This window comes from Thiomonas sp. X19 (genome assembly GCF_900089495.1).
Taxonomy (GTDB): Bacteria; Pseudomonadota; Gammaproteobacteria; order Burkholderiales; family Burkholderiaceae_C; genus Thiomonas_A.
In genome coordinates, this window is record NZ_LT605203.1 from 1680730 (window position 1) to 1706581 (window position 25852).

Below are 25852 nucleotides of genomic sequence, written 5' to 3' on the forward strand. Positions count from 1 at the left end.
TACATTGCCCGTACATTTGGCGTACATTGAAGCTGCGCCGGGAGTCAACCCGTGCCGCACCCGAGGAGTAGCCCCATGCAGACCACCACGCCGGATGCGACCGGCAAGTCACGGGGCGCACGCCTGGAAGCCCGTATCTCGGTCGAACAGAAGGCCGTGCTGCAGCAGGCCGCCGCCCTGTCGGGGCGCACCCTGAGTGAATTCGTCATCGCCAGTGCCCAGGAAGCGGCCAGCCGCGTCATCCAGGAACACGAGACCATCCGCCTGAGCCGCGCCGAACAGATTGCCTTCGTCAGTGCCTTGCTCAATCCCCCTGCGCCCAATGCGCGCCTGCGCCAAGCCGCCAAGGCGTATCGCAAACAGATGGGGCTGTGATTGCCCGCGCCCGCCACGCGGTATCGGATCGAGGCACTCGGCAAGAACCACGACCGCGCCGCGATCGACTGCGGCAGCGCCGCACTCGATCGCTACCTGCACCAGCAGGCGCGGCAGGACGCGGACAAGAACGTCGCTGCGCCCTTTGCCATGACCGTACCGCCCGCCCTGCGGGTGCTCGGCTACTACACGCTGTCAGCGTCGCACGTGAACGCCAGCGAACTGCCCGACACCCTGGCCAAGAAGCTGCCGCGCTATCCGCGGCTGCCGGTGATCTTGCTCGGTCGTCTGGCCGTTGACCAAAGCATGAAGGGCAAGGGTCTGGGAGCGTTTCTGCTGCTGGACGCCCTGCGCCGCAGCCTCGAAGCCGCCGCCAACATCGCGGCGATGGCCGTGCTGGTTGACGCCAAGGACGAAGCGGCGGACGCCTTTTACCGGCATTTCAGCTTTCTGCCGCTGCAGCATCCGCCGCGCCGCCTGTTCCTGCCCATGAAAACCGTCGCCGGGCTGTTTGATGCTTGACCGGCACCTGTCCCTGGACGGGAGTCGATCGCAGATCGAACTGGCGTGACGCGGAACTGCCGCCCGTCGGAACGGCAAGCCGCATCCGCTATGGCCAAGTGGCCTCAGCGTTGCATCGAAACGTCGGTTGCCTGCGGCGAGCGGCCAGCACTGCTATAGTGTGCGGCTGCGGTGTGCTGCCCAGTTCTGCGCACCCTGTCAATCTGACATCCTGCCGGAACTCTCCGGCTCCGTCTTGCAACAAGCTGGTGTTCGGCCTCCCGGTTGAACGGTTGCAAGACACTTGCCGCACAAGGCTTGCGCCATGCGGCTTCGAAAGCTTCCATGAACTTTGATCAACTCGGACTTGCCGAGCCTATCCTGCGCGCCGTGATCGAGCAGGGCTACACCACGCCCACGCCCATTCAGGCTCAGGCCATTCCCGCGGTGCTCAAGGGCGGCGATTTGCTGGCCGCCGCGCAAACCGGCACCGGCAAGACGGCCGCCTTCACCCTGCCCATCCTGCATCGCCTGAGCCAGACCGAGCAGGCGCACGACGCCCAGGGCCGCGTCATTCCCCGCGTGCTGGTGCTGGTGCCCACGCGAGAACTCGCCGCGCAAGTGGCCGAGAGCGTGCGCGACTACGGCAAGAACCTCAAGCTGCGCAGCATGGTGATGTACGGCGGCGTGGGCATGCAGCCGCAGCTCGACGCGCTCAAGCGCGGCGTGGACATCGTCGTCGCCACGCCCGGCCGCATGCTCGACCACCACGGCCAGCGCTCGCTCAACCTCTCCGGCATCGACACCCTGGTGTTGGATGAGGCCGACCGCATGCTCGACATGGGCTTCATCCACGACATCAAGCGCGTCCTCGCCCTGCTGCCCAAGCAGCGTCAGAACCTGCTGTTCTCGGCCACGTTCTCCGACGAGATCAAGGGCCTGGCCAACGGGCTGCTGAACAAGCCGGCGGTGATCGAAGTGGCGCGCCGCAACGCCACCGCTGCCACGGTGCAGCAGACCGTGCACCCGGTGGGCCGTGAGCGCAAGCGCGAACTGCTCTCCCACCTCATCCGCGAAAGCAACTGGTACCAGGTGCTGGTGTTCATGCGGACCAAGCATGGCGCCAACCGCCTGGCCGAACAGCTCAACACCGACGGCATCGGCGCCGACGCCATTCACGGCAACAAGAGCCAGGGCGCACGCACCCGCGCGCTGGCCTCGTTCAAGAGCGGCAAGCTGCAGGTGCTGGTGGCCACCGACATCGCCGCGCGCGGCATCGACATCGACCAGTTGCCCATGGTGGTGAACTACGAGCTGCCCAACGTGCCCGAGGACTACGTCCACCGCATTGGCCGCACCGGCCGCGCAGGCGCCGAAGGCCAGGCCATCTCGCTGGTGTGCGTGGACGAGCTGCGCTTCCTGCGCGACATCGAGAATCTCATCGGCAAGCCCATCGACCGCAAGCTCATCACCGGCTTCGAGCCCGATCCGAAAGAGCGTGCGCAACCCATTCGCGTCGGTCGCACCACCATTGGCGGGGGTGGCAAGCCAGCCGGCGGCGGTGGTGGCCAGCGCCGTGGCGAAGGCGCGTCGCGCGCCGCCGCGGGTCATGGCCATGGCCGTAGCGATGCCACCAGCCACGCCCATGGCAGCGGCCGCCGTGACGGTGCCGCTGCAGGTTCTGGCGCACCGCGCCGCGATGCTGGCCGGCGTGGTTCGTCGGGCGCCCCCAGGCGCGACGGCGGGCGCTGAGGCGACGCTGAATCCGTTCCCGTGATGCGATGCGCACGAGGGACTTGTTCAGCGTCGCCCTAAGCTCGAACGGGCTCTCGCGGAACGGAACCAAGGTCCGCGAGAGCCCGATCAACAAGAACAAAGGGCGAGGGCCGCAGCTGCGGCCCTCGCCCTTTGTCTTTGCACGCCAGCCCGATGCTCGCGGCAAGTTGCTTCGAACCACCAGCCGCCATGCGCAAGCGAAGGCCTGCGGCGAAGATCTACGGCCCCTGCATCAACCCACGCAATTGCGCCCATGTCTGCTCGGGGGTGATGCCGCGCAGGCAGTTCAGGTGGCCCAGCGGGCAGGTGCGCTGGAAGCAGGGGCTGCAGTCGAGTTGCAGCCAGATGGTGGCGCTACGGTGCGCAGCCGGCGGGGTGTGGCGCGGGTCGGTGGAGCCGTAGAGGCCGACGGTGGCGCGGCCCAGCGCGGCGGCGACGTGCATCAGGCCGGAGTCGTTGCTGACCGCGCCTTGGCTGCTGGCGAGCAGGGCGATGACTTGCTCCACACGGGTTTTGCCGCAGAGGTTGACGCTTCCCGCTGCCTGCGTGGCGATGGCCTCACCCATGGCCGCATCACGCGGCGCTCCAAGCACGGCAACGGTATAGCCCTGCTGCTGCGCCAGCCGGGCCAGCGCCGCATAGTGCTCCACTGGCCATTGTTTGGCGGGGCCGTATTCGGCACCGGGGCAGAGTGCGACCCAGCGTTCGGGCAGGCCGAATCGCTGGCGGGCGGCGGCAGCCATGCTGGCCGCGATGTGCAGCGTGGGTTCGAGAATCGGCGCTGGGCTCGTTGCTGCTGCTGAGGCAGCCCCAGCGGTGGCGGCGCCAGGCTGAGCGCAGGCTGCAAGTGCCGCGTAGTGGCGCCGCATGTCGCTGCGCGAAGCGCCGGCTTGCCCGGCATTGGCCAGCTTGCTAGCTGCGGCTTCGCGCGGAATGCGGCCGGCAATGGGCGAGATGGCAAGCGGTTCGACCGGGTGCGTGGCGCTGGACGCATGGGCGGAGTCTGGCGCATGCGCGGCGTGGGTCAGCAGCAGCCCGCGCGCTTCGCCCCGATAACCGATGCGTTGCGGAATGCGCGCCAGCCATGGCACCAGCCGCGACTTGACGTTGTTGCCGAGGATGTAGGCGCGCTCGTAACCTCGCTCGCGCAACTGCGCCGCGAGGCGGCGGCGGGCGGGGAAGTCGAGCTTGCCATGCGCGAACGGCGCTTCGATCACGTCCACCACACCCGGCATGGCGCGCAGAACCGGCGCAACACCGGGCAGGCCCAGCGCGGTGACCTGCTCGCCGCGCGCCGCGAGCAGCGCCACCAGCGGCTGCGCCATCACCGCGTCGCCGATCCACTGCGGGGCGATCAGCAGGACGCGGGTCATGCGGGACGCCGCCTCAATGCCCGTGCGCCACTTCGCCTTCGGCCAGGCGGTAACGCGTGCCGCAGTAGGGGCAGGCGGCTTCGCCGTGGCTGATGTCGATGAACACGCGCGGGTGGCTGCTCCAGATGGGCATGTTCGGATTGGGGCAGTAGGCGGGCAGATCCTTGGCCTTGAGTTCGACCACGGGCATGTCGGGCTTGGGAATGGCGCTCATGGGTAAGACCTCAGTCGTTGAAGGATGGACGCATGTTCAAACCATCGACAGCCAACCCGCGTATTTCGGGTTGCGACCGCCGACGATGTCGAAGAAGGCGTTCTGGATGCGCTCGGTGATCGGGCCGCGATGGCCGTGGCCGAGGGTGATGCCGTCGAGTTCGCGAATCGGCGTGACTTCCGCCGCGGTCCCGGTGAAGAAGGCTTCGTCGCAGATATACACCTCGTCGCGGGTGATGCGCTTTTCCTTCACCGTCAGGCCCAGGTCTTCGCAAATGGCGAACACCGTCTTGCGGGTGATGCCGTTGAGCGCGCCGGACGACAGGTCCGGGGTGTAGAGCACGCCTTCGCGCACCACGAAAATATTCTCGCCCGCGCCTTCGCTCACGAACCCCTGCGGGTCGAGCAGCAGCGCCTCGTCGTAGCCATCGGCGGTCACTTCCATGTTCGCCATGATGGAGTTGGTGTAGTTGCTCACCGCCTTGGCATTGCACATGGTGATGTTCACATGATGGCGGGTGAAGCTGCTGGTCTTGACGCGGATGCCGCGCTTGAGGCCCTCTTCGCCGAGATACGCGCCCCAGGGCCACGCGGCGACCATCAGGTGAATGGTGTTGCCGCGCGGCGAGATCCCCAGCTTCTTGTCGCCAATCCAGGTGAGGGGGCGGATGTAGCAGGAGTCGAAGCCGTTGAGCCGCACCACGTCGAGTTGCGCCTGCATCGCCTGCTCGAGGGTGAAGGGGATCTCCATGCGCAAAATCTTGGCGCTGTTGAACAGGCGATCGGTGTGGTCGCGCAGGCGGAAGATGGCCGTGCCCTTGTCGGTCTTGTAGGCGCGCACGCCTTCGAAAGCGCCGCAGCCGTAATGCAGGGTGTGGGTCAGCACGTGAATTTTGGCGTCGCGCCATTCGACGAACTGGCCGTCCATCCAGATTTTGCCGTCGCGGTCGGACATGGATGTGGGCAGGGCCATGATGCAAAGTCTCCAGGGATAGTCGGGTCGAACGGATCATTCTAGGAGCCTGTCGGCGCCCTGGCGCTTGGCCAGGCGAGCAACTCCCCGCAGGCGTCCGAGCTGACGCAGGAACAGCCCCAGCGCAGACCCGGATTCAGACAGGTTTCAGCACCTGTGGCTATGCTGTGGACGATTTTCTGCCCGCCCGCCCGCGTCGGCACGCCCGCTGTTCCCCATTCCTTGCCGCCATGGCCACCATGTCCGACACCCAGCCCAAGCCCTACCGTTTCGCGTTCCGTGATTTCATCCAGCTCGCCAAGCCCTATTGGGTCTCCGACGACAAGAAAAAGGGCTGGGCACTGCTGCTCGTCATCCTGGCGATGAACCTGGCCCTCGTCTGGGTGAACGTGCGGCTCAACTTCTGGAATGCGGCGTTCTACAACTCGATTCAGGCCAAGAATTTTCCGGACTTCAAGCACCTGCTGCTGGTCTTCAGCGGCTATGCGCTGCTCTACATCGTGCTGGCGGTGTATTCGCAATACTTCCTGCAAATGCTGCAGATCCGCTGGCGGCGCTGGGTCACCGAGGTGTTCCTGAAAGACTGGCTGGTGGGCGGTGCGCATTACCGCATGTCGCTGCGCCAGGGCAACTCCGACAACCCCGACCAGCGGATTGCCGATGACATTCGCAGCTTCGTCAACGATTCGCTCAGCCTGTTCTTTGGCTTCATCTCGTCCCTGGTCACGCTGCTGTCCTTCCTCACCATCTTGTGGACCCTGTCGGGCGCCTTCACGCTTCTGGGCTACAGCATTCCCGGCTACATGGTGTGGGTCGCCATCGCCTACGCCGGCATCGGCAGCTATTTCGCGCACAAGGTGGGCAAGCCGCTCATCAAACTGAACTTCAACCAGCAGCGCTACGAGGCTGACTTCCGCTTCGGCCTGGCGCGCACGCGCGAACACAACGAGGGCATCGCTCTCTACCGTGGCGAAGACCGCGAGATGGAAGGCCACAACAGCCGCTTCGCCAATGTGTGGAGCAACTGGTGGGGCATCATGAAGCGGCAGAAGTTGTTCACCTGGTACAGCTCGTTCTACGGCCAGCTCGCCATCATCTTCCCCATCCTGGTGGCCGCTCCGCGCTACTTTGCCGGGCAGATCCAGCTTGGCGGGCTGACGCAAACCGCCAGTGCCTTCGGCCAGGTGCAGGGCGCCTTGTCATGGTTCATCGACGCGTATGGCCGCATCGTCGACTGGCGCGCCACGGTCGAGCGGCTCTACACCTTCGTGCAGTCGGTCGAGGCGGTGCGCCATGTGCCGATTTCAGACTTGATGGATGGGCAGTTGCCCGGAGCGCCTGCGGCCGGCGGGCTGCTGCCGCAAGGCCCCGGCAGTGGCGGCAGCAGTGGCGGAGCCGTGCTCGCCATCGAGCTCGGCGATCTGCGCGTCGCCACGCCCGACGGCCGGCCGCTGCTCCAGGCCGACGGCCAGCGCATCCAGCCCATGCAGCACACCCTGTTCGTCGGCCCCTCGGGCCTGGGCAAGAGCACCCTGGTGCGCTGGCTCGCCGGCATCTGGCCGTATGCCGAAGGCACGCATTACCGCCTGCCTGCGGGGCGCAGCCTGTTCCTGCCACAAAAGCCGTATTTGCCCATCGGCACGCTGCGCCAGGCGCTCACTTATCCCATGCCGACAGAGCAGTTTGACGATGCCCGTTTGCAAGTGGTGCTGACCCAGGCCCGCGTGCCGTATCTGTTCGCGTCCATCGACCAGGCCGACACCTGGATGCAGCGCCTCTCGCCCGGCGAGCAACAGCGCCTGGCGATTGCACGCGCCTTGCTGGCCGCGCCCGACTGGCTGTTCCTGGACGAAGCCACCAGCGCGCTCGACCCACCCACCGAAGCCGCGATGTACGAACTGCTGCAGCGCGAGTTGCCGCATACCACCTTGGTGAGCGTGGCGCACCGGCCCGGGGTGGTGCATTTTCACCGGCAGATTCTGTTGGTCAAGGCCGGTGGCGAAGGCGAGCCGGGCCACCTGGTGTCACACACTCCGCAGTTGGCCGAAACCCGGGCCGCGAGCGAGTCGGGCGATTGGGCGCTGGCAGGGGCTTGACGCGACTGGCGACTGGCGACTGGCCACTGGCCTGGCCCACCTGCTGCACGCCCAAGTTGGGTTGAGAGCAGCCCCCCGAGCGGGATGAGAAAACCCGGGGCGGCCCGACGTTTGCTCTCAAGAAAACGCAGGGCCGCCCCAAGTTTTCTTGAACCCCACGGGGGGCGGGTTGGGCGCAGCCCGGCCCTGGGGCGCTCATGAGACACCCTGTGTCAACCCTCCGCTGTTTGGCGCAGGCCTTGCCGCCCGCCGTGCAGTGCGGGATCGTAGGGTTTGCGGTCGACCCATGCGCGCCAGATCACGCGCACCCAGCCACGGGCGGTGCCTGCGCTCAATACCCGAAGCCGCTCGAACGCCGCCTTTTCTTGGTCTGCCGCAGTTGGTCGATGCTGAGCCCGCCACCGCCGCGCACCGCATAGTGAATCAGCCCGCCGACCATGGCGATTTCGGCATACATCACGATCACACCCATGCGCCCGGCCGGCGGCAGCGCGAAGATCAGGATTGCCGCAATGGAAAACAGCGCCAGCGCCGCAGCCATGAAACGGGTGAACAGGCCAAGCGCCAAGGCGATGCCGCCGCCCAATTCCAGCAGGATGACCAGCGGCAGCAGCCCGCCCGGCACCCCGTGCGACTGCATGAAGCCGGCGGTCTGGGCGTAGCCGTCGATTTTCGACAGGCCGGCGTGGATGAAAACAGCGGCCATCAACACGCGGCCAATGGCAATCAACAGGGCTCCTAGTGCGTCTTGCATCCGAATCTCCTGGGTGTTGGCCGGCGGTTTGCGGTCGTGGCCGCGCCGGCTGCGTGGATGAAGGCTCGCCATGCGCCGCGCGAGCTTGGCGACATGCGCCGCGGTTGCCGAAGTGTAGGCAGATTCGCACCCGGCGTCACAACCCGCTACATCCGTTCGCGTCAGCTGTCCGCAAAATTCGTCCTGGTTCGTTAAATACGACAACCAACATCCTCAGGAAGGAGAACTGCGATGCGTGTCCGTTCATTGGCCCTGGCCATCATGCTGCCGGCTTTCGCCGCTCTTGCCGGCTGCGCTCAATACCCCACCCAGCCCGGCTATGGCTACGCCCCGCAGCCCGCCTACGCCCCCCCGCCGGTCTATGGGCAACAGCCGAGTTATGCGCAACAACCCGCCTATGCGGCACAGCCGGCACCGGCTTACGGCTACAACAACCAGGCGCCCATCTATGCGCCCGCACCCGGTTACGCGCCGGCTCCGAGCTACGCCGCCCCGGCCATCAACCCCGCGCTGGGGGCCGTGGCCGGCGGCTTGGCCGGCTCGGCCATCGGCAATGGCAACGGACGGGTCGCAGCCGCCGCAGCCGGTGCCGGCATCGGCGCCATCGCCACGCAGAACTGCCCGGGCGGCCCCAGCGTCAACCAGGCGCTGGGAGCCGTGGCTGGCGGCCTGATCGGCTCCATGGTCGGCCACGGCAACGGCCGCGTCGCGGCAGCGGCGGTGGGCTCCGGCCTGGGGGCGATGGCCACGGGGTGCAACTGAGGCGCCACCGGCTTGGCGTCGGGCCAGGGGCCCCGCGTCAAGCTCACGGCGAACTTCGCGGGCAATGTCAAAGAGGTCGAGCGCTTCTTGCTGGAGGCCGATGCGCTCCAGGCATTCGATGCCCCGCTGATCGAACTGACCGACACCCTGATCCCGAACCTGGAACGCTTTCCCGGCATGGGCAGGCGGTTCTTTGGCCGCCCAACCCGCTCCGTCGAAGCCAGCAACGGCATCGACGGTTTGCACCGCAAACCCGAGGCCATTGCAAAGGACGGCGAGCTGCGCGAATACCTCCTTCCTCGCTACCTGCTGCTCTACGCCCGCATCGACTCGACAATCCATCTGTTGTCCATCAGGCACCACCTGCAACTCCCTTTCGATTTTGAAAGCCAGTGGGAGTGCAGCAAGGGGACGCAATGACAGGAGCGCATTGGAATCATCACGCGCCGTGGCTATGATCTCCTCGTTTCTGACCTGAGCCGGTCCAGCTTCGGAGGTTGTCGGCATGCACCATGACCACAACCTCCGCCTTGTCGCAAGGCCTGCTCCTTGGCCTGGGCGTTTTCATCTATCCCGGTCCGAAAGACATCGTTGTTCTCCGCATGGCCCTGGCCGGACGCTGGCCGCCCGGGCTGGTCGCCATCGGCGCCTTTAGCGACGCACTGCTCATCACTATCGGCATGGCGGGTGTGTCGGCCATGCTGCAGCAATCTTCCCCACTGCAACACACGGCGCTATGGATTGGCGTGGTCGTCATGTCATGGCACGGCCAGCGCGCGGCACGCGCCGCGTTGCGTGGCGATGCCGAGGTGGCGAAGTGGCAAGCCACTGAACCTGCAGAACGCACAGCCCCGCGCGGCAATGGCTGGCCGGAGCTGCTCGCTGCTTCCCTGCTCAATCCGGTGGCGTGGCTCGACACCTTGTTCATCCTGGGTACGGTGGGTGCCGCATTGCCAGCGCCGCAGCGCCCGGCATTCACGCTCGGTGCTGTACTGGCTTCCGCACTGTGGTTCAGCCTGCTGGTCTGGGGCGCAAGCAGGGCGAGCGCCTGGGTGACCTCGACCGCCGTCTGGCGCATCCTTGATGGTTTCGTGGCGCTCTGCCTGTTGGGATTGGCCGCGTATGTCGCAGCGGGGCTGCTGTAGCCGGGATGGGTTCGAGCTTGAATCCACAGCGGGACGACGCCGTATCTGTGTGTGCACCAATGCGTCCAACCAAGCCAAAAATCTTTAAGCCGCCAGTTTCGCGCTGGCGAGGCGGTTCAGGCTGACGTGCTGTTCAGCAGCTTGCAAGGCCAAGGCGCGGTGAACTTCCGGCGGAATGCGAACCCGGAACTCGCCGCTGTCATGCTTCTCGGCAAGCGGAGCCGGAATGTCTTCGCCGCTGGCTAGCAGATCGGCCACGGCTTCGGCCACAACTTGCCGATCCCTTTCAAGGCCGCTTCGGGCGTCGAAGCCAGCCAGGAGAGGGAAGGAAACTCGGCGCACAAGCCGACATGCACGCCATCCTCCGGCGACCAGGCGACGCGATAGGTGTAGTGGTCAACGCTCATGGTGAAAACCCTCTAGTTTCCCGATGGCAAGGAGCACTGCCGAACTCGGTACGAAGCGCTTTTGGGAGCTGTCGCGTTGTTACCCCTGCAACCCCCGCACCACCTCCAGCGCCTCATCGATGCGCGACACCGGGTGCAGTTCCAGCCCCTCGAACTGTCTGCCCGCGCCCTTGGGTGCATTCGCTGCCGGGATGATGGCGATGGAGAAGCCGAGCTTGGCGGCTTCGCGCAGGCGTTCCTGGCCGCGGGGGGCGGGGCGGATTTCGCCGGCCAGGCCCACTTCGCCGAAGGCGAGCAGGCCGCGGGGCAGGGGGCGGTTGCGTAGCGAACTCTGGATGGCGAGCAGCACGGCGAGGTCGGCGGCGGGTTCGGTGATGCGCACGCCACCCACGGCGTTGACGAACACGTCCTGATCGCCGCTGGCCACGCCGGCGTGGCGGTGCAGCACGGCGAGCAGCATGGCCAGGCGCGCGGCGTCCAGGCCGACGCACAGGCGCCTCGGGCTGGGCGCGGCGGCGCTGTCCACCAGCGCCTGCACTTCCACCAGCAGCGGGCGCGTGCCTTCCAGCGTGGCGAGCACGCAGGTGCCGGGCACGGGTTCGGCATGGGTGGAGAGAAAGATGGCCGAGGGGTTGGACACGCCTTTGAGACCATGCTCGGTCATGGCGAACACGCCGAGTTCGTTCACCGCGCCGAAGCGGTTTTTGATGGCGCGAATGAGGCGGAAGCGCGACTGCGTGTCGCCCTCGAAATACAGCACGGTATCGACCATGTGCTCCAGCACGCGCGGCCCGGCGAGCGCGCCTTCCTTGGTGACGTGGCCGACGAACACCAGGGTGATGCCGCTGGTTTTGGCGGCGCGGGTGAGCTGCGCCGCGCATTCACGCACCTGCGAGACGGAGCCGGGGGCGGATGACAAGGCCTCGGTGTAGACGGTCTGGATGGAGTCAATCACCGCCACGGCGGGGCGTTCATTCGCCAGGGTGTCGAGCATGACCTCCAACTGCGTTTCGGCCATCAGTCGCACCGGGGCGTCTTTCAGCCCCAGGCGCTGCGCCCGCAGCGCGACTTGCGCGGCGGATTCTTCGCCACTGATATAGAGCACCGGCAAGGTGGTCGCCAGCCCCGCGAGAACCTGCAGCAGCAGCGTGGACTTGCCGATGCCCGGGTCGCCGCCCAGCAGCAGCACGCCGCCGGGCACGAGGCCGCCGCCGAGCACGCGGTCGAGTTCATCGATGCCGCTGGGCTGGTGGCGATGGCGCTCGGCCTGCACCTCGGTGAGCAGAATGGGCCCGCTGGGGACGGCCAGCCCGCCGCGTGCGGCGAACTGCGCTGCCGCCGCGCCATGCCGCGCGCCGGGGCGGGGGCCGGACGCCGCGCTCTCCACCGTTTCCACCAGCGTGTTCCAGGCCTCGCAATGCGAGCAGCGGCCCTGCCACTTGGCGTTCTTGCCGCCGCATTCGGAGCAGACGTAGACGGTTTGGGGTTTAGCCATGATGCGGCGTGACCATGCCCCTCACTCCACTTGCACGGGTACGCGCAAGGCCAGGGCGCACATCAATTCGTAGCCCAGGGTTCCAGCGGCGGCGGCGACTTCGTCGATGGGCAACTCGACGCCGTTGTGGCGGCCCCAGCACAGCACCGGGCTGCCGACGTCGGCGGCGCGTCCGGCGGCGCGCACGGGGTCGAGGTCCACGGTGACCATGTCCATCGACACGCGGCCGACGATGCGGGTGCGGATGCCGTCCACCACGATGGGCGTGCCGGTGGGCGCATGGCGCGGGTAGCCGTCGGCATAGCCCACGGCGGCCGCGCCGATGCGCATCGGCTGCTCGGAGGTGAAGGCGGCGCCGTAGCCCACGCTGGCACCGGCGGGAATCTGCTGCACGCCGACGATGCGGGTGACGAGGCTCATGGCCGGGTGCAGATCCCAGGCCTTCGCATCGGACGCCAGGCCGGTGGGCGAGCCGCCGTAGAGCATGATGCCGGGACGAACCCAGTCGCCCAGAATGGCGGCTTGGGGCGCTTCTTGTTCGGCGGCTTGTGCGGTGCTTGCGGTGCGGGTGGCATGCGCGGCGAGCTTGAGCACCCCATCCGCCGGGCGGCGCCCCTGACCATGGCGCAACAACGCTGCCGAATTGCACAGGCTGCGCTCGCCCGGCAGGTCGCCCATGCAGCGCTGGAACAAGTCGAACGCATCGGCCGTGCCTTGCGGGCCGTCGGCGGTGGCGAAATGGGTCATGTGGGTGATCTCGCCCACGGCCGGGCATTGCTGCAGCCGCTCCCACGCGGCGCGGTACTGCGCGGGCGTGAAGCCCAGCCGGTTCATGCCCGTGTTCATCTTGAGATACACGCGGTGCGCGCGGGGTTTGCGCCGAGCCGCCAGCCAGTTGAGCTGGGCCACGTCGTGCACCACATGCCACAGGTTGAGGCGCTCGCAAAGCTGCAGGTCGTCCGCGCCGAAACAGCCTTCCAGCAGCAGGATGGGACCGCCCCAGCCCAGGGCGCGCAGGGCTTCGGCCTCGGCCAGGTCGAGCAGGGCAAAGCCGTCGGCCGCGCGCAAGGCCGCGAACGCGCGCTCGATGCCATGCCCATAGGCATTGGCCTTCACCACCGCCCACACCTTCGCCTGCGGCGCCGCCAGGCGCGCGCGCGCCAGGTTATGGGTCAGGGCCTCGGGGTGGATGGTGGCTTGAATGGGGCGTGGCATGGGGGGCGCAGGGCGTTGCCGTGCTCGTGATGGGGTCGTGCAGGTGGTGACCAGGAGGCGTGCAGGGGGTGTGCGGGAGGTGGAAGCGCAGTGTAGTTTGGCAGAAATCCTGGCTCGACCGCTGTGCTATAAACCGCCCCCAGACCTGCAACTTAGCGCAGCCGCCCCGTGGGGATCGAGAAAATTTCGGGGCACTCCGTTTTCTCGAAAGCCGCAGCCTGGCGGCAGCGAGCAACAGGCTGGGGGAGACAAGCGCAGGGCCGCCCGCGCGACCGGCGACACCCGTGATGCAACTGCGATCGAGATAATGAAAAAAGGCTTTTACTGGATCATGGCCGCGCAGTTCTTTTCGTCGCTGGCCGACAACGCGTTGCTCATCGCCTCCATCGCCTTGCTGCTGCAACTGCAGGCTCCGGGCTGGATGACGCCGCTGCTGAAGTTTTTTTTCACCGTGTCCTACGTGGTGCTGGCGCCGTTCGTCGGCGCCTTCGCCGACTCGATGATGAAGGGCAGGGTCATGTTCATCACCAATCTGGTGAAGGTCGTCGGACTCATGCTCATGCTCGCCAGCGTCCACCCGTTGCTGGCTTACGGCGTGGTCGGCCTCGGCGCCGCAGCCTACTCGCCGGCCAAGTACGGCATCCTCACCGAGTTGCTGCCACCGCAACAACTGGTGGCGGCCAATGGCTGGATCGAGGGCACCACGGTGGGCTCCATCATTCTCGGCACCGTGTTCGGCGGCTTTCTGGTGAGCCAGATGGCCAGCCGTTATCTGCTGGGTCTGCCGGGTCTCGCGCACCTGGGCATCAACACCGCGGCCGAGGCGGCGCTTGGGGTCATCGTCTTTGTCTACATCATCGCCGCGCTGTGCAATCTGAAAATTCCCGACACCGGCGCCCGCTACCCGCACCAGACCGCCAACCCGGCGAAGCAACTGGTCGAGTTCATCCACTGCACCAAGGTGCTGTGGACCGACAAGCTGGGGCAGATTTCCATGGCCGTGACCACGCTGTTCTGGGGCGCAGGCGCCACGCTGCAATTCATCGTCATCAAGTGGGCCGAGTACGCCCTGGGGCTGGACCTGAGCAAAGCCGCCACGCTGCAAGCCACCGTGGCATTCGGCGTGGCGGCAGGCGCCATACTGGCCGCCACCCGCGTGCCGCTGAAAAAGAGCCTGACCGTGCTGCCCATGGGCATGGGCATGGGCATTCTGTGCATGGTGCTGTCGCTGTATACGCGCAGCCTGGTACCCGACCTGCAGTTCAGCGTCGGCAGCCTGCATCTGCCGCTCTATCTGGTGCTGGCCGGCGTGTTCATGGTCGCCATCGGCGCCATGGCCGGTTACTTCGTGGTGCCGATGAACGCGCTGCTGCAGCACCGCGGCTATGTGCTGTTGTCGGCCGGGCATTCGATTGCGGTGCAGAACTTCAACGAGAACGTCAGCGTGCTGGTCATGCTGTCGGTGTACGCCCTGCTCATCAAACTGAACCTGCATATCCAGTGGATCATCGGCCTGTTCGGCGTGTTCGTGGTCGGCGCCATGTGGCTGGTGATGCAGTGGAACAAGCGCAATATGCGCGAGCGCGACTGGACCCAGATCATCGGCGAGCCGCGCCACGAGTCCGGGCATTGAGCCCATCATCCTCACGGTTGAACCCAACTGCCGCCACCTGATGGACGCGCTACGCATCGGCCCCCTGGTGCTGCCCTGGGGACCGCTCATCCTGGTGCTGGGCTACACCGTGGCGGTGTTTGTGGCCGGCGCGGCGCAGCGCAAAGGCCAGGGCCATGCGGAGCCGGCTTTGCTGCCCCTGCTGGTGCTGGCCCTGGTGGCGGCGCGCGCGGTCTTCGTTGCGCAGCACCTGGCGAACTACCCCACGATGCTGTCCATGCTGGACATCCGCGACCGCGGCTTCACGCCTGTGGCGGGCTGGGCGGCTGCCGTGCTTGGCGTGGCGTTCTGGGCCTGGCGCCGGCCCACGCTACGGCGCAGCCTGCCGATGAGCGCGGCAACCGGTGCGGCCGTCATCCTGGCAGCCGGTGCCTTGTTGCAGGCGGTGCAGCCACCCCGGCCGCCACTGCCGCAGCTCAGTCTGCAGCGCTTGGGCGGCGAGGCGGGGAATGCGCCTGAGGGGGCTGCTCTCGCCCTGGCGCGCCCCGGCGGCGAGGTCGCGCTGCGAAGCCTGGAAGGCAAGCCGCTGGTGCTCAACCTCTGGGCCACCTGGTGCCCGCCCTGCCGGCGCGAACTGCCCACCCTGGTGCAGGCCGCGCGGCAGGAACACAACGTGCGCATCGTGCTGGTGAACGAGGGCGAATCGGCACAGCGCGTCGCCGACTTCCTGCGCCGCGAAAAACTCGCGCCCTCCGAGGTGCTGCTCGACCCCGACAGCCGCCTGCTGTCGTACTACCAGTCCCCCGGCCTGCCCACCACTCTGTTCATCGCCGCAGACGGCAAGGTGCAGCGCATGCATATCGGCGAACTGTCGGCCGCGACGCTGCAGCAGGGTATTGCGGAACTGGGCGGGAACTAAGACGTCCTTCACCTAAGGCGATGCTGAACAAGTTCCCGTGATGCAACTCGCCTTGCATCGGGATGGGATGCAAGGCGCAAACCACAGCCATAGCCCAAGCTATGGCGCGGATTTGCAACGCCGCAGACCGCCCGAGGCGCGGACGCGATGCGCACGAGGGACTTGTTCAGCGTTGCCCTAAGCTTGCTGGTGGTGCGCGACCTTGCTTCGCCTTGCGGCAGGAGGACGAAACAAGACGTTGCCCACCCACCGATCTGCATGTTTTCTCCGCTCACCGAGCGGACTCCACTTCTCTGTATGCACACGTCCCGCCAAACCCTGGCCGCCATCAGCGGCCTGATGCTCAACGCCTTCGTTTGGGGCGTGTCGTGGTGGCCGTTTCGCGACCTCCGGGCGCTGGGCTTGAATCCCTTGTGGGCAACGGCGGCGATCTATGGGCTGAGCACGGCAGCCATTCTGTTGGCGCGGCCTCGGGTTTTGGGCGCGCTGCTGCGCAACCCTGCGCTGTGGCTGATTCTGTTGTCTTCGGGCGCGACCAACGCCGCGTTCAACTGGGGCGTGACCGAAGGAGATGTGGTGCGGGTGGTGCTGCTGTTCTACCTCATGCCGGTGTGGGCGACGCTGCTGGCGCGCTGGCTGCTGCAGGAGCGGCTCACGCCGCTGGTGGGGTTGCGGCTGGTGCTGGCCTTGGCCGGGGCGATGGTGGTGCTGTGGCCGCCGGGCGGCGGCTTGCCGCTGCCGCAGCATCCGGCCGACTGGCTGGGCGTGGTGGGCGGCATGACCTTCGCCCTCAACAACGTGCTGTTGCGCAAGTATGCGCATACGCCGCCGGAGGCGCGCGGCTTGGCGATGTTCGCCGGCGGCACGCTGGTGGCCGGTGGCTTGGCGTCGGCGCTGGCGGCCGCTGGCGTGGCCAGCGGCCTGCCCGTGCCGACGCTGCCACTGGTGTTGGCCGTGGGCTTGTTGGCGCTGGCCTTTCTCGCCGCCAACCTCGGCCTGCAATATGGCGCGGAGCGCCTGCCGTCCAGCCTCACGGCGGTGGTGATGACGGTGGAGATCGTCTTCGCCAGCGGCAGCGCGGTGCTGCTGGGGGCCGAGCAACTCAGCGTGCAGGCGCTGATCGGTGGTAGCCTCATTTTGCTGGCCATCCTGCTCGCGGCCTGGCGCCAACCGGCGCTGCCGCCGCAGCCACCGCAGCAACATTCGCCCCGGGAGACTCCGATATGAGCGCCGCCGACACCGATATCACCACGAAACCTGCAACACCCAGCGTGTTCGACTTCAGCGCCACCGACATCCACGGCCAGGCGCAGTCGCTGGCGCAATGGCGCGGCAAGGTGCTGCTCATCGTCAACACCGCCAGCGCCTGCGGCTTCACGCCGCAATACGCCGGGCTGCAGGCGCTGCACCACGCCTACCGCGACCGGGGCTTCGAGGTTCTGGCCTTTCCCTGCAACCAGTTTGGCGCGCAGGAGCCGGGCACGCCGGAACAGATCGCCCAGTTTTGCAGCATCAACTACGGCGTCGAATTTCCGCTGTTCGACAAGATCGATGTCAACGGCGCCCATACCCACCCGCTGTGGCGCTGGCTCAAGGACCAGGCCAGCGGCGTGCTCGGCACCGAAGCCGTCAAATGGAATTTCACCAAATTCCTGGTTGGCCGCGACGGTCAGGTGATCCGCCGCTACGCGCCGCAGACCCAGCCGGATGCGCTGCGGGCCGACATCGAGATCGCGCTGGACAACCCTGTGTCGGCACCCGTGGCTGCCGGTTGATCCGGCCAGGGTCGGTCCAGTTCGACACGGTTCGGCCCGCTCTCAGTTCCGCAAGGCTTCGTCGAGGAACTCCAGCCAGTGCTGCACCGGCATGGTGGTGCCGGCTTGCAAGTGTTGGATGCAGCCGATGTTGGCGCTGAGGATGCGCTGCGGCGCCACATGCGCCAGGTGCTTGAGCTTGCGCTCGCGCAACTGTTTCGACAAATCCGCCTGCAGCACGGAGTAGGTGCCGGCCGAGCCGCAGCACAGGTGGCTCTCCGCCGGCAGGCTGACGCTGAAACCCAGGCCGCGCAGCAGCGCTTCCACCTGCCCGCCCAGGCGCTGGCCATGTTGCAAGGTGCAGGGCGGGTGCCAGGCCAGGTTTTCGGCCGGCTTGTGCCGGAGCTTGGCGGCGATGTGCTCGCCGTGCGCGGCGAGGAATTCGATCGGGTCGCGTGCGAGTGCGGAGATGCGTGCGGCCTTGTCGGCATAGGCCGGATCGTGCCGCAGTTCACGGCCGTAGTCCTTCACCAGCACGCCGCAGCCTGAGGCATTGACGACGATGGCCTCGACCATGCCACGCTCGACTTGTGGCCACCAGGCGTCGATGTTGCGGCGCATGTCGGCCAGCGCCCCGTCGTGGTCGCTCAGGTGCTGGCGGATGGCGCCGCAGCAGCCGGCACCTTCGGCCACCAGCGCCTGCACCCCCAGGGCGTCGAGCACGCGGGCGGTGGCGGCGTTGATGTTCGGCGCCATGGCCGGTTGCACGCAGCCGGCCAGCATCAGCACCTTGCGCGCGTGTTCGCGCGTCGGCCAGGCGCTGGCCGGTGTCGCCGGCGGCACCTTCTCTCTCAGCGATTTGGGCACCAGCGGCTTGAGCGCCTGGCCGAGCTTCATCGCCGTGCCGAACAGCGGCGAGGTGAGGCCTTCTTTCAGCGCCCAGCGTTTGGCGCGTTCAGCCATTGGGCGCTGCACCTTGGCGTCCACCACACGGCGGCCGATGTCCACCAACTGGCCGTAGGCCACGCCGGAGGGGCAGGCGGTTTCGCAATTGCGGCAGGTGAGGCAGCGGTCCAGATGCTGCTGGGTGCTGCGCGTGGGCGCGGCGCCTTCGAGCACCTGCTTGATGAGGTAGATGCGTCCGCGCGGGCCATCCAGTTCGTCGCCCAGCAACTGGTAGGTGGGGCAGGTGGCGGTGCAAAAACCGCAATGCACGCAGGCGCGCAGGATGCTCTGGGCCTGCTGGCCGTCGGGCGTGCCGGCGAATTCGGGGGAGAGTCGGGTTTCCATGAAGGCAGGAAGGAGGGGTCGGTGAGGCGGAGGCGGTGAGGCGGGGGCGGTGAGACGCGAAGGGCGGGAGGTCGTCGGCGCTGGGTTCAGCCGGCCATCACCGTCGGAAAGATGCCGTGAGGATCGAAGGCGCGCTTGATCTCGCGGTGGATGCGGTCCAGCGGCGGCGCTGGCGGGGTGAACACCGGCGTGTCCGGGTCGCCGCCGCGAAAGCGCGTGGCGTGGCCACCGGCCCGTGCGGCGGCTTCGCGCATCACGGCGGCGGGCAGTGCGGTTTTGAGCCAGCGCTGGGCGCCGCCCCATTCGATGAGCAGATCGCCCTGCAGGCGCATGGGCGGTGTGGTGGGCGGCACCGCCAGGCGCCACAGGGCTTCGCCGGCGGCTCCGGGTTGCGCCCAGGTGGTGGCGAACCAGGGCAGGGTTTGCTCGCGCAGGCCTTGCCACAACGCGGCTGCCGCGGCATCGTCCACGCGCTGCCCACCCAGACGGGCGCAGGCGGCGGCCACTGCAGCCTGTGCGCCGCGCAGGCGCAGGTGGAGGTGGTGATCGGAGCCATCGCCGCCACAGCACCAGGCGCTGGCGGCGATGGGCAGCGGCTGGCCGCCCCAGAGGTTGACCTGCTCGATCGCGCGCTCCTTGCTCATCTCGAACACCAGCGTGGCGTCGGCCGGGGCGCGCGGCAGCACCTTGAGCGAGACTTCCAGAATGGCGCCGAGCGAGCCCATCGACCCCACCAGCAGGCGCGAGACGTCGAAGCCGGCGACGTTCTTCATCACCTGGCCGCCGAAATGCAGCACCTCGGCGCGGCCGCTCAGCAGCACCGCGCCCAGCACATAGTCGCGCACCGCGCCGGCGCCCTGGCGGGCGGGACCGGCAAGCCCTGCCGCCACCATGCCGCCCACCGTGGCGCGGGCGCCGGTGTGGGCGAAATGGGGCGGGTCGAACGGCAGGCATTGGCCTTGGGTCGCAAGCAGGGCTTCCAGCTCGGCCAGCGGTGTGCCGGCGCGGGCGGTGACGACGAGTTCGGTGGGCTCGTAGCTGACGATGCCGGCGTAGGCATGCAGGTCCAGCATGGTGCCGGTGCGCGCTTGGCGCGAGGCAGGGTTGAGCCAGGATTTGCTGCCGCCGCCGCGTACGGCAAGCGGGGTGTGGTTGGCTGCTGCCTGCCGCACCTGCTCTTGCAGGGTGGCGAGTGTGTCGGATGGGTTCACGGGTTCAGGCGATGAAAGGGTGGATCGAGTCCTGGGGTTCACGCCCTCCACACGGCGTGGGGAGGGTTGGGGAAGGGAGGGTTGTTGCGCATCGCGGCTCCCCCTCCCGGCCTCCCCCACCAGTGGGGGAGGTGAGAACAGCGCTGCGCGACGTGCTGGTTGCCATCACGGTCCCTTTCCGTCCACCGCAGTTTGTGGAGGAGAAACAGAAGCGCTCCGGGCGGGGTGAGTGCGCGGCTCAAAAGCGTGGCAGCTCCGGAAACGCCACGCGCCCGCCGCGCACATGCATCTTGCCGTACTCGGCGCAACGCGCGTGGCTGGGGATGTTCTTGCCCGGGTTGAGGTGCTCGGCGGGGTCGAAGGCGCGGCGCATGGCCAGGAACTGTTCGAGTTCCTCGGGGCTGAACTGCACGCACATGGAGTTGATTTTTTCCAGCCCCACGCCATGCTCGCCGGTGATGGAGCCGCCCATCTCGACGCAGGCCTCCAGGATTTTCGCGCCGAAGGCCTCGGCGCGCTCCAGTTCGCCGGTCTGGTTGGCGTCGAACAAGATCAGCGGGTGCAAATTGCCGTCGCCGGCATGGAACACGTTGACGCAGCGCAGCGCGAACTCGCGCTCCATGCCCTGGATGGCCAGCAACATGTCGGCGATGCGCTTGCGCGGGATGGTGCCGTCCATGCAGTAGTAGTCGGGCGAGATGCGGCCCGAGGCGGGGAAGGCGTTCTTGCGCCCGCTCCAGAAGCGCAGGCGCTCGGCCTCGTCGCGGCTGATGGTCAGGGCCGTGGCGCCGCAGCCTTGCAGCACGGCGAGCATGCGGCCGATTTCCTCCTCCACCTCCTCCGGCGTGCCGTCGGACTCGCACAGCAGAATGGCGGCGGCGTCCAGGTCGTAGCCGGCGTGGACGAAGGACTCGACCGCCGCCGTCATGGGCTTGTCCATCATCTCCAGCCCGGCCGGGATGATGCCGTCGGCGATCAGGCTGGCCACGGCGTCGCCGGCCTTGCGCAGATCGTCGAAGCTGGCCATGATGCAGCGCGCCAGCACAGGCTTCGGAATGAGCTTGACGGTGACTTCGGTGACGACCATCAGCATGCCCTCGCTGCCGATGACCACGGCCAGAAGATCCGGCCCCGCGCAGTCGCCGGCCAGATTGCCCACCGTGATGGGCTCGCCCTCCACGGTGTAGCCGCGCACTTGCAGCACGTTGTGCACGGTGAGGCCGTATTTCAGGCAATGCACGCCGCCGGAGTTCTCCGCCACGTTGCCACCGATGGTGCAGGCGATCTGGCTGGAGGGGTCGGGCGCATAGTACAGGCCGTGGGGCGCGGCGGCTTCGGAAATGGCCAGGTTGCGCACGCCGCATTCCACCGTGGCCGTGCGCGCCAGCTTGTCGATGGCCTTGATGCGGTTGAAGCGCGAGAGCGCCAGCAGCACGCCCTCGGCATGCGGCAGCGCCCCGCCCGACAGCCCGGTGCCCGCGCCGCGCGCCACCACGGGCACGTGCAGGTGGTGGCAAACGCGCAACACCGCGGCCACCTGGGCCTCGGTCTCCGGCAGCGCCACGACCATCGGCTTCTGCCGGTAGACGGACAGGCCGTCGCATTCGTAGGGGGTTACATCCTCGCGCTGCCACAGCAGGCAGGAGGCAGGCAGCACGTCCGTCAGGGCGGCCACCACCTCGGCTTGGCGCCTCGCGCGCGCGGCGAGGTCTTGGGGGATGGGGGCATTCATGGTTGCGGGCTTGTGAACGCAAGTTGGTTTTATGGATTGTTTCAAACCATAGCGCAGCCCATGTTGCAGTGCATGAGGGACAAACCCGACGCAGGCGTGAACGCCGGGCAAAGCTGTCTTGATCGGGATGGGGGTAAAGCGCGTGGCGCGGCGGTGCGGGCGCGGCAAAAACGCCGCATGCATCGCGGGAAGCCCATGCCTGGCGCGAAACAGTTCGATACAAAAATCGCCAGCAAACACCGCGTTCGATGCGCTCAAAGCCAGCCGAGCACGATTAGCATCAAACTACAAGGGCTTCCCCATACGTCAAGCAAAAGTTGAGGTGTGGCCCGCGCAGCGGGCCATCTTTCCATCTTGATTCAAAGCCAACCAGCCGGGCATAGGGGACGAAGAGGAACAACAAGGTGCGGACTGGCCAAACTACAAACGGTCATTCGTGTGGCATGTCATTTGCCACGGACCCTGATGAGAACCGCACGCGGGGGACCCATTCGTTAGTCGGCAATCTGGCCGCCCTTGAGTTCATCGGTCACGCCCCGCGCAGGTCCAAACCTGTTGTCATCAACGCCTGCCGTCACGCGGCGGTCGAAAGCAATTCTCCTGAAGTTGATGTCATCGTGACACGTTGTCTGGCCCGGCGCTCAAGACGGCAGCGCGAAGCCTTCGCCCTGACGCAACACCGCCCAGGCCATGCGTGCGTTCTTCGCCGCAATGGCCACCACCGCCTTCCAGTAGCCGCGTCGTGCCTCCAGGGCCACAGCCCATCGGCTGGTGGCATCGGTCTTGTTCTTGGCCGCCGCCAGCATGGCTCTAGCCCCCAGGATCAGCAGCATGCGCAAGTCGCTGTCCGCCGCTTTGGTGATGCGCCCCAGCCGGGTCTTGCCTCCCGAGCTGTATTGGCCCGGCGCCAAACCCAGCCAGGCGGCGAACTGCCGACCGCAATCGAAGTCGTGCCCGTTGCCGATCATGGCCAACATGCAGGTTGCCGTGGTCTCGCCTACACCGCTGAGTTGCATCAGGCGCTTGGCCCGCACGTCCTCCTTGGCCATGGCCTTGATGTGTTGGTCGTACTGCGTGATGCGCTCGTCCAGTCGGGTGACCTCGCTGAGGAGATCGCCAATGACGATGTTGGCGTAACCCGGCAGGTCCTCCAGACAGTCGCAGGCACGCCGGCGCACGGTGGCGGCCTTGAGCGGCAGCACGATGCCGAACTCGCTCAAGCAGCCGCGAATGCGGTTGAGTGTGGCTGTGCGCTGCTCGACAAAGCCTTGCCGGGCCCGGTGCACCATCAGCAGAGACTGCTGTTCCAGGGTCTTGATCGGCACAAAGCGCATGTGCGGGCGCCGCACAGCTTCGCAGATCGCCGCAGCATCGGCCGCATCGTTCTTGCCCCGCTTGCCGCTCATGCGGTAGGGCGTGACGAACTTCGGCGCGATCAGACGCACGGTGTGGCCCGACGCCTGAAACAGCCGGGCCCAGTGGTGCGCGCCCGAGCAGGCTTCCATGCCAATCACGCAAGGCGGCAGCGCCGCGATCAGCTCATGCAGCTTGTCGCGCGGCACGGCCGGACGCAGTAGTTCGGCTTTGCCAGCCTCGTTGACCCCGTGCACCGCAAAAACAGACTTGGCAAGATCAATGCCAACGCTCAGAATCACCATGGTCTTCCCCTTCCGGATGCGTTGATGAGAAACAGCGCTTCCCATCGTGGCACTCAGTTGCCGGTTGCCGCAAGGCGCCCAGTTCGGGACGGGGAAGTCCCTTTCATTCGTTAGCCGCTAGGGAGGAAGAAAAGGATGGAAGTCACCCTTGCGTCTGTTATTGTCCTTGGGGCTACAGCAGTTATCCTCAACCTCGGTCGTTTCGCGAACAAGTCGCCATATTCTGTAAGCGTCCTGGAATACATCAATACCCAATCTAAATATCAAGCTCTACTATTGAGCGTGGCTGGGGTGGTTTTGTTTTGCCTCTATTCCGTGAATGCTGCAAATCTTTGGTCGTTCCTTACACCGGGTAAAATTGCCGCACCTGCCAAGGGAGTGCCATGGCTGGGAATCTCGGATAATCAGTCATGGGCTAGCGTAGGAGCCAGTCTCTCGTTTTTTATCACTCTCGCTACATCGACCTTCGTCTATTTGCAGTTCCGTAAATCTGGAGAAGGTCTAAAACAAGCCCTTCCCTATCTGCCGTGGGTTCTACTGTTTTCCCTCACTAATTCATTCTCGGAAGAGGTGGTTTACCGTCTCGGAATTATTGTTCCGCTCGTTGGTTCCGTTGATACCAACTACATTCTCCTCTTTTCGGCTGCGGCCTTTGGCGCGCCGCACCTTCGTGGCATGCCTAACGGTATAGTTGGTGCATTAATGGCGGGGTTTCTTGGCTGGTTGCTGGCAAAGTCGATGATCGAAACAAATGGTATTTTTTGGGCATGGTTCATCCATTTCTTGCAGGACATCGTTATTTTTTCTGCTTTCGTCATGGCGGCGGCTAACCGTGCATTCGAGAGGGACGCGCCAAAAGCGGCGCGTCCCTCAATTTGAACGTCGGACACCATAAGATGCGCCAGTCTCTTGTCCTCAATCCTCCTGTGCATGGACAATGGGCAATAATGAACCCACCAGGCCACGCGAAACTCGCGTTTGACTTCTTGGCTGTTGATGACAATAAGTCGCCGTACAAAGATGTGAGTCTGCTCCGCCACGTTACCTCCACCATTACAGTCGAGAATACTCTGGCATGGGATCAACCTGTTTTCTCGGTCATGGACGGAACTGTAGTCGCGGCAAGCGATGGCGCACCGGATAGGGAGCGCATCAGTATGGTCAGAGACTTGTTTCGGCTCATGCTATTTGGTCCGAAAATGGTTCCACCATTCTCAGCCTTGGGAGGAAATTACGTCATTCTGAAATGCGGCGACGTCTACCCGCTCTATGCACATCTGAAGAAAGGTTCCGTCTGCGTACGTCCCGGCGACATCGCGCGCAACGGTGATCTTTTGGGCAAAGTTGGAAATTCGGGGTCTTCACTTCAGCCTCATCTTCATTTCCAAGTCATGAATACCCCAGATCCCTTCCCTCTGTTCAAGAACCTTGTGCCCTTTGCAATCTCCGCCGCAAGCAGACGAAACGAGAAACAATGGGAGCCAGTCGTCCGCAATGGATTGAAAAATGGCGACCATCTACGGTTGTGAGGTGCCGATGGTGCCCAACCCTACGGTCAACCGGACCTGCGCGAAAAGCCGCGCAGGTCCGGTTGCTTGAACTACAAGGGCTTCCCCCCCATGTCAAGCAATGCCGGTCCTTGACGGCGCACTGCGCAGCCGTTCATCGAATCACTGGACGTTTCTGATTGAGCCCCAACCTGGCGGTGACATCAAGGGTGTGAACGGATAGCTTTCCAGCGGCCGCGCCGATGGGTTGGGTTCAACTAGCATGGGTGCGCGCCAACATGAATGCTTATTTATTGCCTCCACGCTGGAACCGTCTCGACACCCTTGAACTGCCGGTCGTCAGGCGCTTCGCTGCGCTGGGGCGATGGCGCTGGGTGCGGTTCGGCGTCGGCATGGTCAACGTCTTGGCCGACGGTTGGATCTATCTCCCGATCGCGGTGGCGGTCTACCTGCTGGCGCGTGGGAATGCCTGGCAGATGATCGGCCAAGCGGTTTTGGCGACGCTGCTTGCGCACATCGTGCATGTCCTGCTGAAGCACGGACTGAAACGCCCGCGCCCCTTCGACCGCGACCCGGCGCTTGCGGCGCGAACGCGTGTACTCGGCCGCTATGCGTTTCCAAGTGGTCATTGCATGACGCTGACCTGCGTCGTTGTGCCGATCGTTCACAACGCGCCGTGGCTGTGGCCGCTGGCAACCTTGGGTGTCGCGCTGCTCGCGGTATGCCGGATCATCGCGGGCCACCACTATCCGACCGATGTGCTGGCCGGAATCTTCATCGGCCTGGGCGTTGCATGGCCGACGGTGGCGTTCGCGTTGATCAAATGAGTGCCGCGGGCATCGCGCGGGACGGGTGGCTGCGATTCGGCCACGCCAAAGTGAGGCAGAACCAAGAAAGTGCGATGCGGCCGCCGGCCCGAAGGGCTGTAAGCCGTAGTGCCTGACATGGCGACGGCGACGATGCGCGAATAGGACACCGTGCGCCGGCGGATTCGCCATGGTTCAGCCCGACGTCACGGTCCTTTCTGGATGGGCGACGATGGACATCACATTCAAGTTGTGCGATGTTCGTTCCCGTCCAGCC

24 protein-coding genes and 1 pseudogene are annotated in these 25852 nt (G+C 66.0%); 14 read left to right on the forward strand and 11 right to left on the reverse strand.

Features of this window, described 5'->3' with window-relative positions; all coding sequences use genetic code 11:
* Positions 1-75: 75 nt before the first annotated feature.
* From THIX_RS07850 to THIX_RS07860, 3 genes are all read left to right on the forward strand, one after another.
* Entirely contained in the window at positions 76-375 is a 300-nt protein-coding gene (locus tag THIX_RS07850; protein ID WP_112485788.1) for a DUF1778 domain-containing protein, read from the forward strand.
* Positions 376-897 carry a GNAT family N-acetyltransferase gene (locus THIX_RS07855; RefSeq protein ID WP_112485789.1) on the forward strand — a complete coding sequence of 174 codons (522 nt, stop codon included), beginning with the start codon at positions 376-378 and terminating at the stop codon, positions 895-897.
* Positions 898-1221: 324 nt separating this feature from the next.
* A complete protein-coding gene (locus THIX_RS07860; protein WP_112488250.1) occupies positions 1222-2628 on the forward strand; it encodes a DEAD/DEAH box helicase in 1407 nt (468 codons plus the stop codon).
* A 242-nt stretch (positions 2629-2870) separates the two neighbouring features.
* On the opposite strand, the gene waaF is transcribed toward THIX_RS07860, so the two are convergent.
* The 3 genes from waaF to THIX_RS07875 are packed head-to-tail and all read right to left on the reverse strand — an operon-like array spanning position 2871 to position 5211.
* Positions 2871-4025 (reverse strand): lipopolysaccharide heptosyltransferase II, encoded by a 1155-nt coding sequence (waaF, locus tag THIX_RS07865; RefSeq protein WP_112485790.1) that lies wholly within the window; start codon positions 4023-4025, stop codon positions 2871-2873.
* Between the two features lie 13 nt (positions 4026-4038).
* Positions 4039-4239 carry a zinc-finger domain-containing protein gene (locus tag THIX_RS07870; RefSeq protein ID WP_112485791.1) on the reverse strand — a complete coding sequence of 67 codons (201 nt, stop codon included), beginning with the start codon at positions 4237-4239 and terminating at the stop codon, positions 4039-4041.
* A 36-nt stretch (positions 4240-4275) separates the two neighbouring features.
* Complete coding sequence (locus tag THIX_RS07875; protein WP_112485792.1) at positions 4276-5211, reverse strand: branched-chain amino acid transaminase; 936 nt, start codon at positions 5209-5211, stop codon at positions 4276-4278.
* A gap of 230 nt (positions 5212-5441) precedes the next feature.
* On the opposite strand from THIX_RS07875, the gene THIX_RS07880 reads away from it, so the two are divergent.
* Positions 5442-7307, forward strand: a complete 1866-nt coding sequence (locus THIX_RS07880; protein WP_233224451.1) for an ABC transporter ATP-binding protein/permease — start codon at positions 5442-5444, stop codon at positions 7305-7307.
* 331 nt (positions 7308-7638) lie between these two features.
* On the opposite strand, the gene THIX_RS07885 is transcribed toward THIX_RS07880, so the two are convergent.
* Positions 7639-8061, reverse strand: coding sequence for a DoxX family protein (locus THIX_RS07885; RefSeq protein ID WP_112488252.1), 423 nt, complete (start codon positions 8059-8061; stop codon positions 7639-7641).
* 231 nt (positions 8062-8292) lie between these two features.
* Here THIX_RS07885 and THIX_RS07890 point away from each other — a divergent pair, with 231 nt between their 5' ends.
* The 3 genes from THIX_RS07890 to THIX_RS07900 all read left to right on the forward strand — a co-directional run bounded on the left by THIX_RS07890 (position 8293) and on the right by THIX_RS07900 (position 9968).
* Positions 8293-8823, forward strand: coding sequence for a glycine zipper 2TM domain-containing protein (locus tag THIX_RS07890; RefSeq protein WP_112485793.1), 531 nt, complete (start codon positions 8293-8295; stop codon positions 8821-8823).
* Between the two features lie 87 nt (positions 8824-8910).
* On the forward strand, positions 8911-9243 hold the full coding sequence (locus THIX_RS07895) for a type II toxin-antitoxin system RelE/ParE family toxin (protein WP_233224452.1): 333 nt from the start codon (positions 8911-8913) through the stop codon (positions 9241-9243).
* A gap of 92 nt (positions 9244-9335) precedes the next feature.
* Positions 9336-9968, forward strand: coding sequence for a LysE/ArgO family amino acid transporter (locus THIX_RS07900; RefSeq protein ID WP_112485795.1), 633 nt, complete (start codon positions 9336-9338; stop codon positions 9966-9968).
* An 84-nt stretch (positions 9969-10052) separates the two neighbouring features.
* On the opposite strand, the pseudogene THIX_RS07905 reads toward THIX_RS07900, so the two are convergent.
* From THIX_RS07905 to THIX_RS07915, 3 genes and pseudogenes are all read right to left on the reverse strand, one after another.
* A pseudogene (locus THIX_RS07905) lies at positions 10053-10375 on the reverse strand (type II toxin-antitoxin system HicB family antitoxin).
* 79 nt (positions 10376-10454) lie between these two features.
* Positions 10455-11870, reverse strand: a complete 1416-nt coding sequence (gene radA, locus THIX_RS07910) for a DNA repair protein RadA (protein WP_112485796.1) — start codon at positions 11868-11870, stop codon at positions 10455-10457.
* 21 nt (positions 11871-11891) lie between these two features.
* Positions 11892-13085 (reverse strand): alanine racemase, encoded by a 1194-nt coding sequence (locus THIX_RS07915; protein WP_112485797.1) that lies wholly within the window; start codon positions 13083-13085, stop codon positions 11892-11894.
* A gap of 307 nt (positions 13086-13392) precedes the next feature.
* Here THIX_RS07915 and lplT point away from each other — a divergent pair, with 307 nt between their 5' ends.
* The 4 genes from lplT to THIX_RS07935 all read left to right on the forward strand — a co-directional run bounded on the left by lplT (position 13393) and on the right by THIX_RS07935 (position 17391).
* Positions 13393-14718, forward strand: coding sequence for a lysophospholipid transporter LplT (lplT, locus tag THIX_RS07920; protein WP_112485798.1), 1326 nt, complete (start codon positions 13393-13395; stop codon positions 14716-14718).
* A 40-nt stretch (positions 14719-14758) separates the two neighbouring features.
* Positions 14759-15616 carry a TlpA disulfide reductase family protein gene (locus tag THIX_RS07925; RefSeq protein WP_112485799.1) on the forward strand — a complete coding sequence of 286 codons (858 nt, stop codon included), beginning with the start codon at positions 14759-14761 and terminating at the stop codon, positions 15614-15616.
* 297 nt (positions 15617-15913) lie between these two features.
* Positions 15914-16843, forward strand: coding sequence for a DMT family transporter (locus THIX_RS07930; protein WP_112485800.1), 930 nt, complete (start codon positions 15914-15916; stop codon positions 16841-16843).
* On the forward strand, positions 16840-17391 hold the full coding sequence (locus THIX_RS07935) for a glutathione peroxidase (protein ID WP_112485801.1): 552 nt from the start codon (positions 16840-16842) through the stop codon (positions 17389-17391). The genes THIX_RS07930 and THIX_RS07935 overlap by 4 nt, the downstream gene beginning before the upstream one ends.
* A gap of 42 nt (positions 17392-17433) precedes the next feature.
* On the opposite strand, the gene glcF is transcribed toward THIX_RS07935, so the two are convergent.
* From glcF to THIX_RS07955, 4 genes are all read right to left on the reverse strand, one after another.
* Positions 17434-18660, reverse strand: a complete 1227-nt coding sequence (glcF, locus tag THIX_RS07940; protein WP_112485802.1) for a glycolate oxidase subunit GlcF — start codon at positions 18658-18660, stop codon at positions 17434-17436.
* An 86-nt stretch (positions 18661-18746) separates the two neighbouring features.
* Entirely contained in the window at positions 18747-19871 is a 1125-nt protein-coding gene (glcE, locus tag THIX_RS07945; protein ID WP_112485803.1) for a glycolate oxidase subunit GlcE, read from the reverse strand.
* A gap of 238 nt (positions 19872-20109) precedes the next feature.
* The gene (locus THIX_RS07950; RefSeq protein WP_112485804.1) at positions 20110-21603 is read right to left on the reverse strand and encodes an FAD-linked oxidase C-terminal domain-containing protein; all 1494 of its coding nucleotides are present in this window, start codon (positions 21601-21603) and stop codon (positions 20110-20112) included.
* A 641-nt stretch (positions 21604-22244) separates the two neighbouring features.
* A complete protein-coding gene (locus THIX_RS07955; RefSeq protein WP_112485805.1) occupies positions 22245-23261 on the reverse strand; it encodes an IS110 family transposase in 1017 nt (338 codons plus the stop codon).
* Positions 23262-23396: 135 nt separating this feature from the next.
* Between THIX_RS07955 and THIX_RS07960 the strand changes: the two genes are divergently transcribed.
* The 3 genes from THIX_RS07960 (at position 23397) to THIX_RS07970 (ending at position 25596) form a co-directional block, all read left to right on the forward strand.
* Positions 23397-24140 (forward strand): CPBP family intramembrane glutamic endopeptidase, encoded by a 744-nt coding sequence (locus THIX_RS07960; RefSeq protein WP_112485806.1) that lies wholly within the window; start codon positions 23397-23399, stop codon positions 24138-24140.
* A gap of 17 nt (positions 24141-24157) precedes the next feature.
* Positions 24158-24790 carry a M23 family metallopeptidase gene (locus tag THIX_RS07965; RefSeq protein WP_112485807.1) on the forward strand — a complete coding sequence of 211 codons (633 nt, stop codon included), beginning with the start codon at positions 24158-24160 and terminating at the stop codon, positions 24788-24790.
* Between the two features lie 257 nt (positions 24791-25047).
* Positions 25048-25596, forward strand: a complete 549-nt coding sequence (locus tag THIX_RS07970; RefSeq protein ID WP_233224453.1) for a phosphatase PAP2 family protein — start codon at positions 25048-25050, stop codon at positions 25594-25596.
* The last annotated feature ends 256 nt before the right edge of the window (positions 25597-25852 follow it).

Bases quoted from the DNA above. Each gene is read 5' to 3' on its own strand.
- THIX_RS07850 (WP_112485788.1), top strand. From the start codon at position 76: ATGCAGACCACCACGCCGGATGCGACCGGCAAGTCACGGGGCGCACGC.
- THIX_RS07860 (WP_112488250.1), top strand. From the start codon at position 1,222: ATGAACTTTGATCAACTCGGACTTGCCGAGCCTATCCTGCGCGCCGTG.
- waaF (WP_112485790.1), bottom strand. From the start codon at position 4,025: ATGACCCGCGTCCTGCTGATCGCCCCGCAGTGGATCGGCGACGCGGTG.
- THIX_RS07870 (WP_112485791.1), bottom strand. From the start codon at position 4,239: ATGAGCGCCATTCCCAAGCCCGACATGCCCGTGGTCGAACTCAAGGCC.
- THIX_RS07875 (WP_112485792.1), bottom strand. From the start codon at position 5,211: ATGGCCCTGCCCACATCCATGTCCGACCGCGACGGCAAAATCTGGATG.
- THIX_RS07880 (WP_233224451.1), top strand. From the start codon at position 5,442: ATGGCCACCATGTCCGACACCCAGCCCAAGCCCTACCGTTTCGCGTTC.
- THIX_RS07885 (WP_112488252.1), bottom strand. From the start codon at position 8,061: ATGCAAGACGCACTAGGAGCCCTGTTGATTGCCATTGGCCGCGTGTTG.
- THIX_RS07890 (WP_112485793.1), top strand. From the start codon at position 8,293: ATGCGTGTCCGTTCATTGGCCCTGGCCATCATGCTGCCGGCTTTCGCC.
- THIX_RS07900 (WP_112485795.1), top strand. From the start codon at position 9,336: ATGACCACAACCTCCGCCTTGTCGCAAGGCCTGCTCCTTGGCCTGGGC.
- radA (WP_112485796.1), bottom strand. From the start codon at position 11,870: ATGGCTAAACCCCAAACCGTCTACGTCTGCTCCGAATGCGGCGGCAAG.
- THIX_RS07915 (WP_112485797.1), bottom strand. From the start codon at position 13,085: ATGCCACGCCCCATTCAAGCCACCATCCACCCCGAGGCCCTGACCCAT.
- lplT (WP_112485798.1), top strand. From the start codon at position 13,393: ATGAAAAAAGGCTTTTACTGGATCATGGCCGCGCAGTTCTTTTCGTCG.
- THIX_RS07925 (WP_112485799.1), top strand. From the start codon at position 14,759: ATGGACGCGCTACGCATCGGCCCCCTGGTGCTGCCCTGGGGACCGCTC.
- THIX_RS07930 (WP_112485800.1), top strand. From the start codon at position 15,914: ATGCACACGTCCCGCCAAACCCTGGCCGCCATCAGCGGCCTGATGCTC.
- THIX_RS07935 (WP_112485801.1), top strand. From the start codon at position 16,840: ATGAGCGCCGCCGACACCGATATCACCACGAAACCTGCAACACCCAGC.
- glcF (WP_112485802.1), bottom strand. From the start codon at position 18,660: ATGGAAACCCGACTCTCCCCCGAATTCGCCGGCACGCCCGACGGCCAG.
- THIX_RS07950 (WP_112485804.1), bottom strand. From the start codon at position 21,603: ATGAATGCCCCCATCCCCCAAGACCTCGCCGCGCGCGCGAGGCGCCAA.
- THIX_RS07955 (WP_112485805.1), bottom strand. From the start codon at position 23,261: ATGGTGATTCTGAGCGTTGGCATTGATCTTGCCAAGTCTGTTTTTGCG.
- THIX_RS07960 (WP_112485806.1), top strand. From the start codon at position 23,397: ATGGAAGTCACCCTTGCGTCTGTTATTGTCCTTGGGGCTACAGCAGTT.
- THIX_RS07965 (WP_112485807.1), top strand. From the start codon at position 24,158: ATGCGCCAGTCTCTTGTCCTCAATCCTCCTGTGCATGGACAATGGGCA.
- THIX_RS07970 (WP_233224453.1), top strand. From the start codon at position 25,048: ATGAATGCTTATTTATTGCCTCCACGCTGGAACCGTCTCGACACCCTT.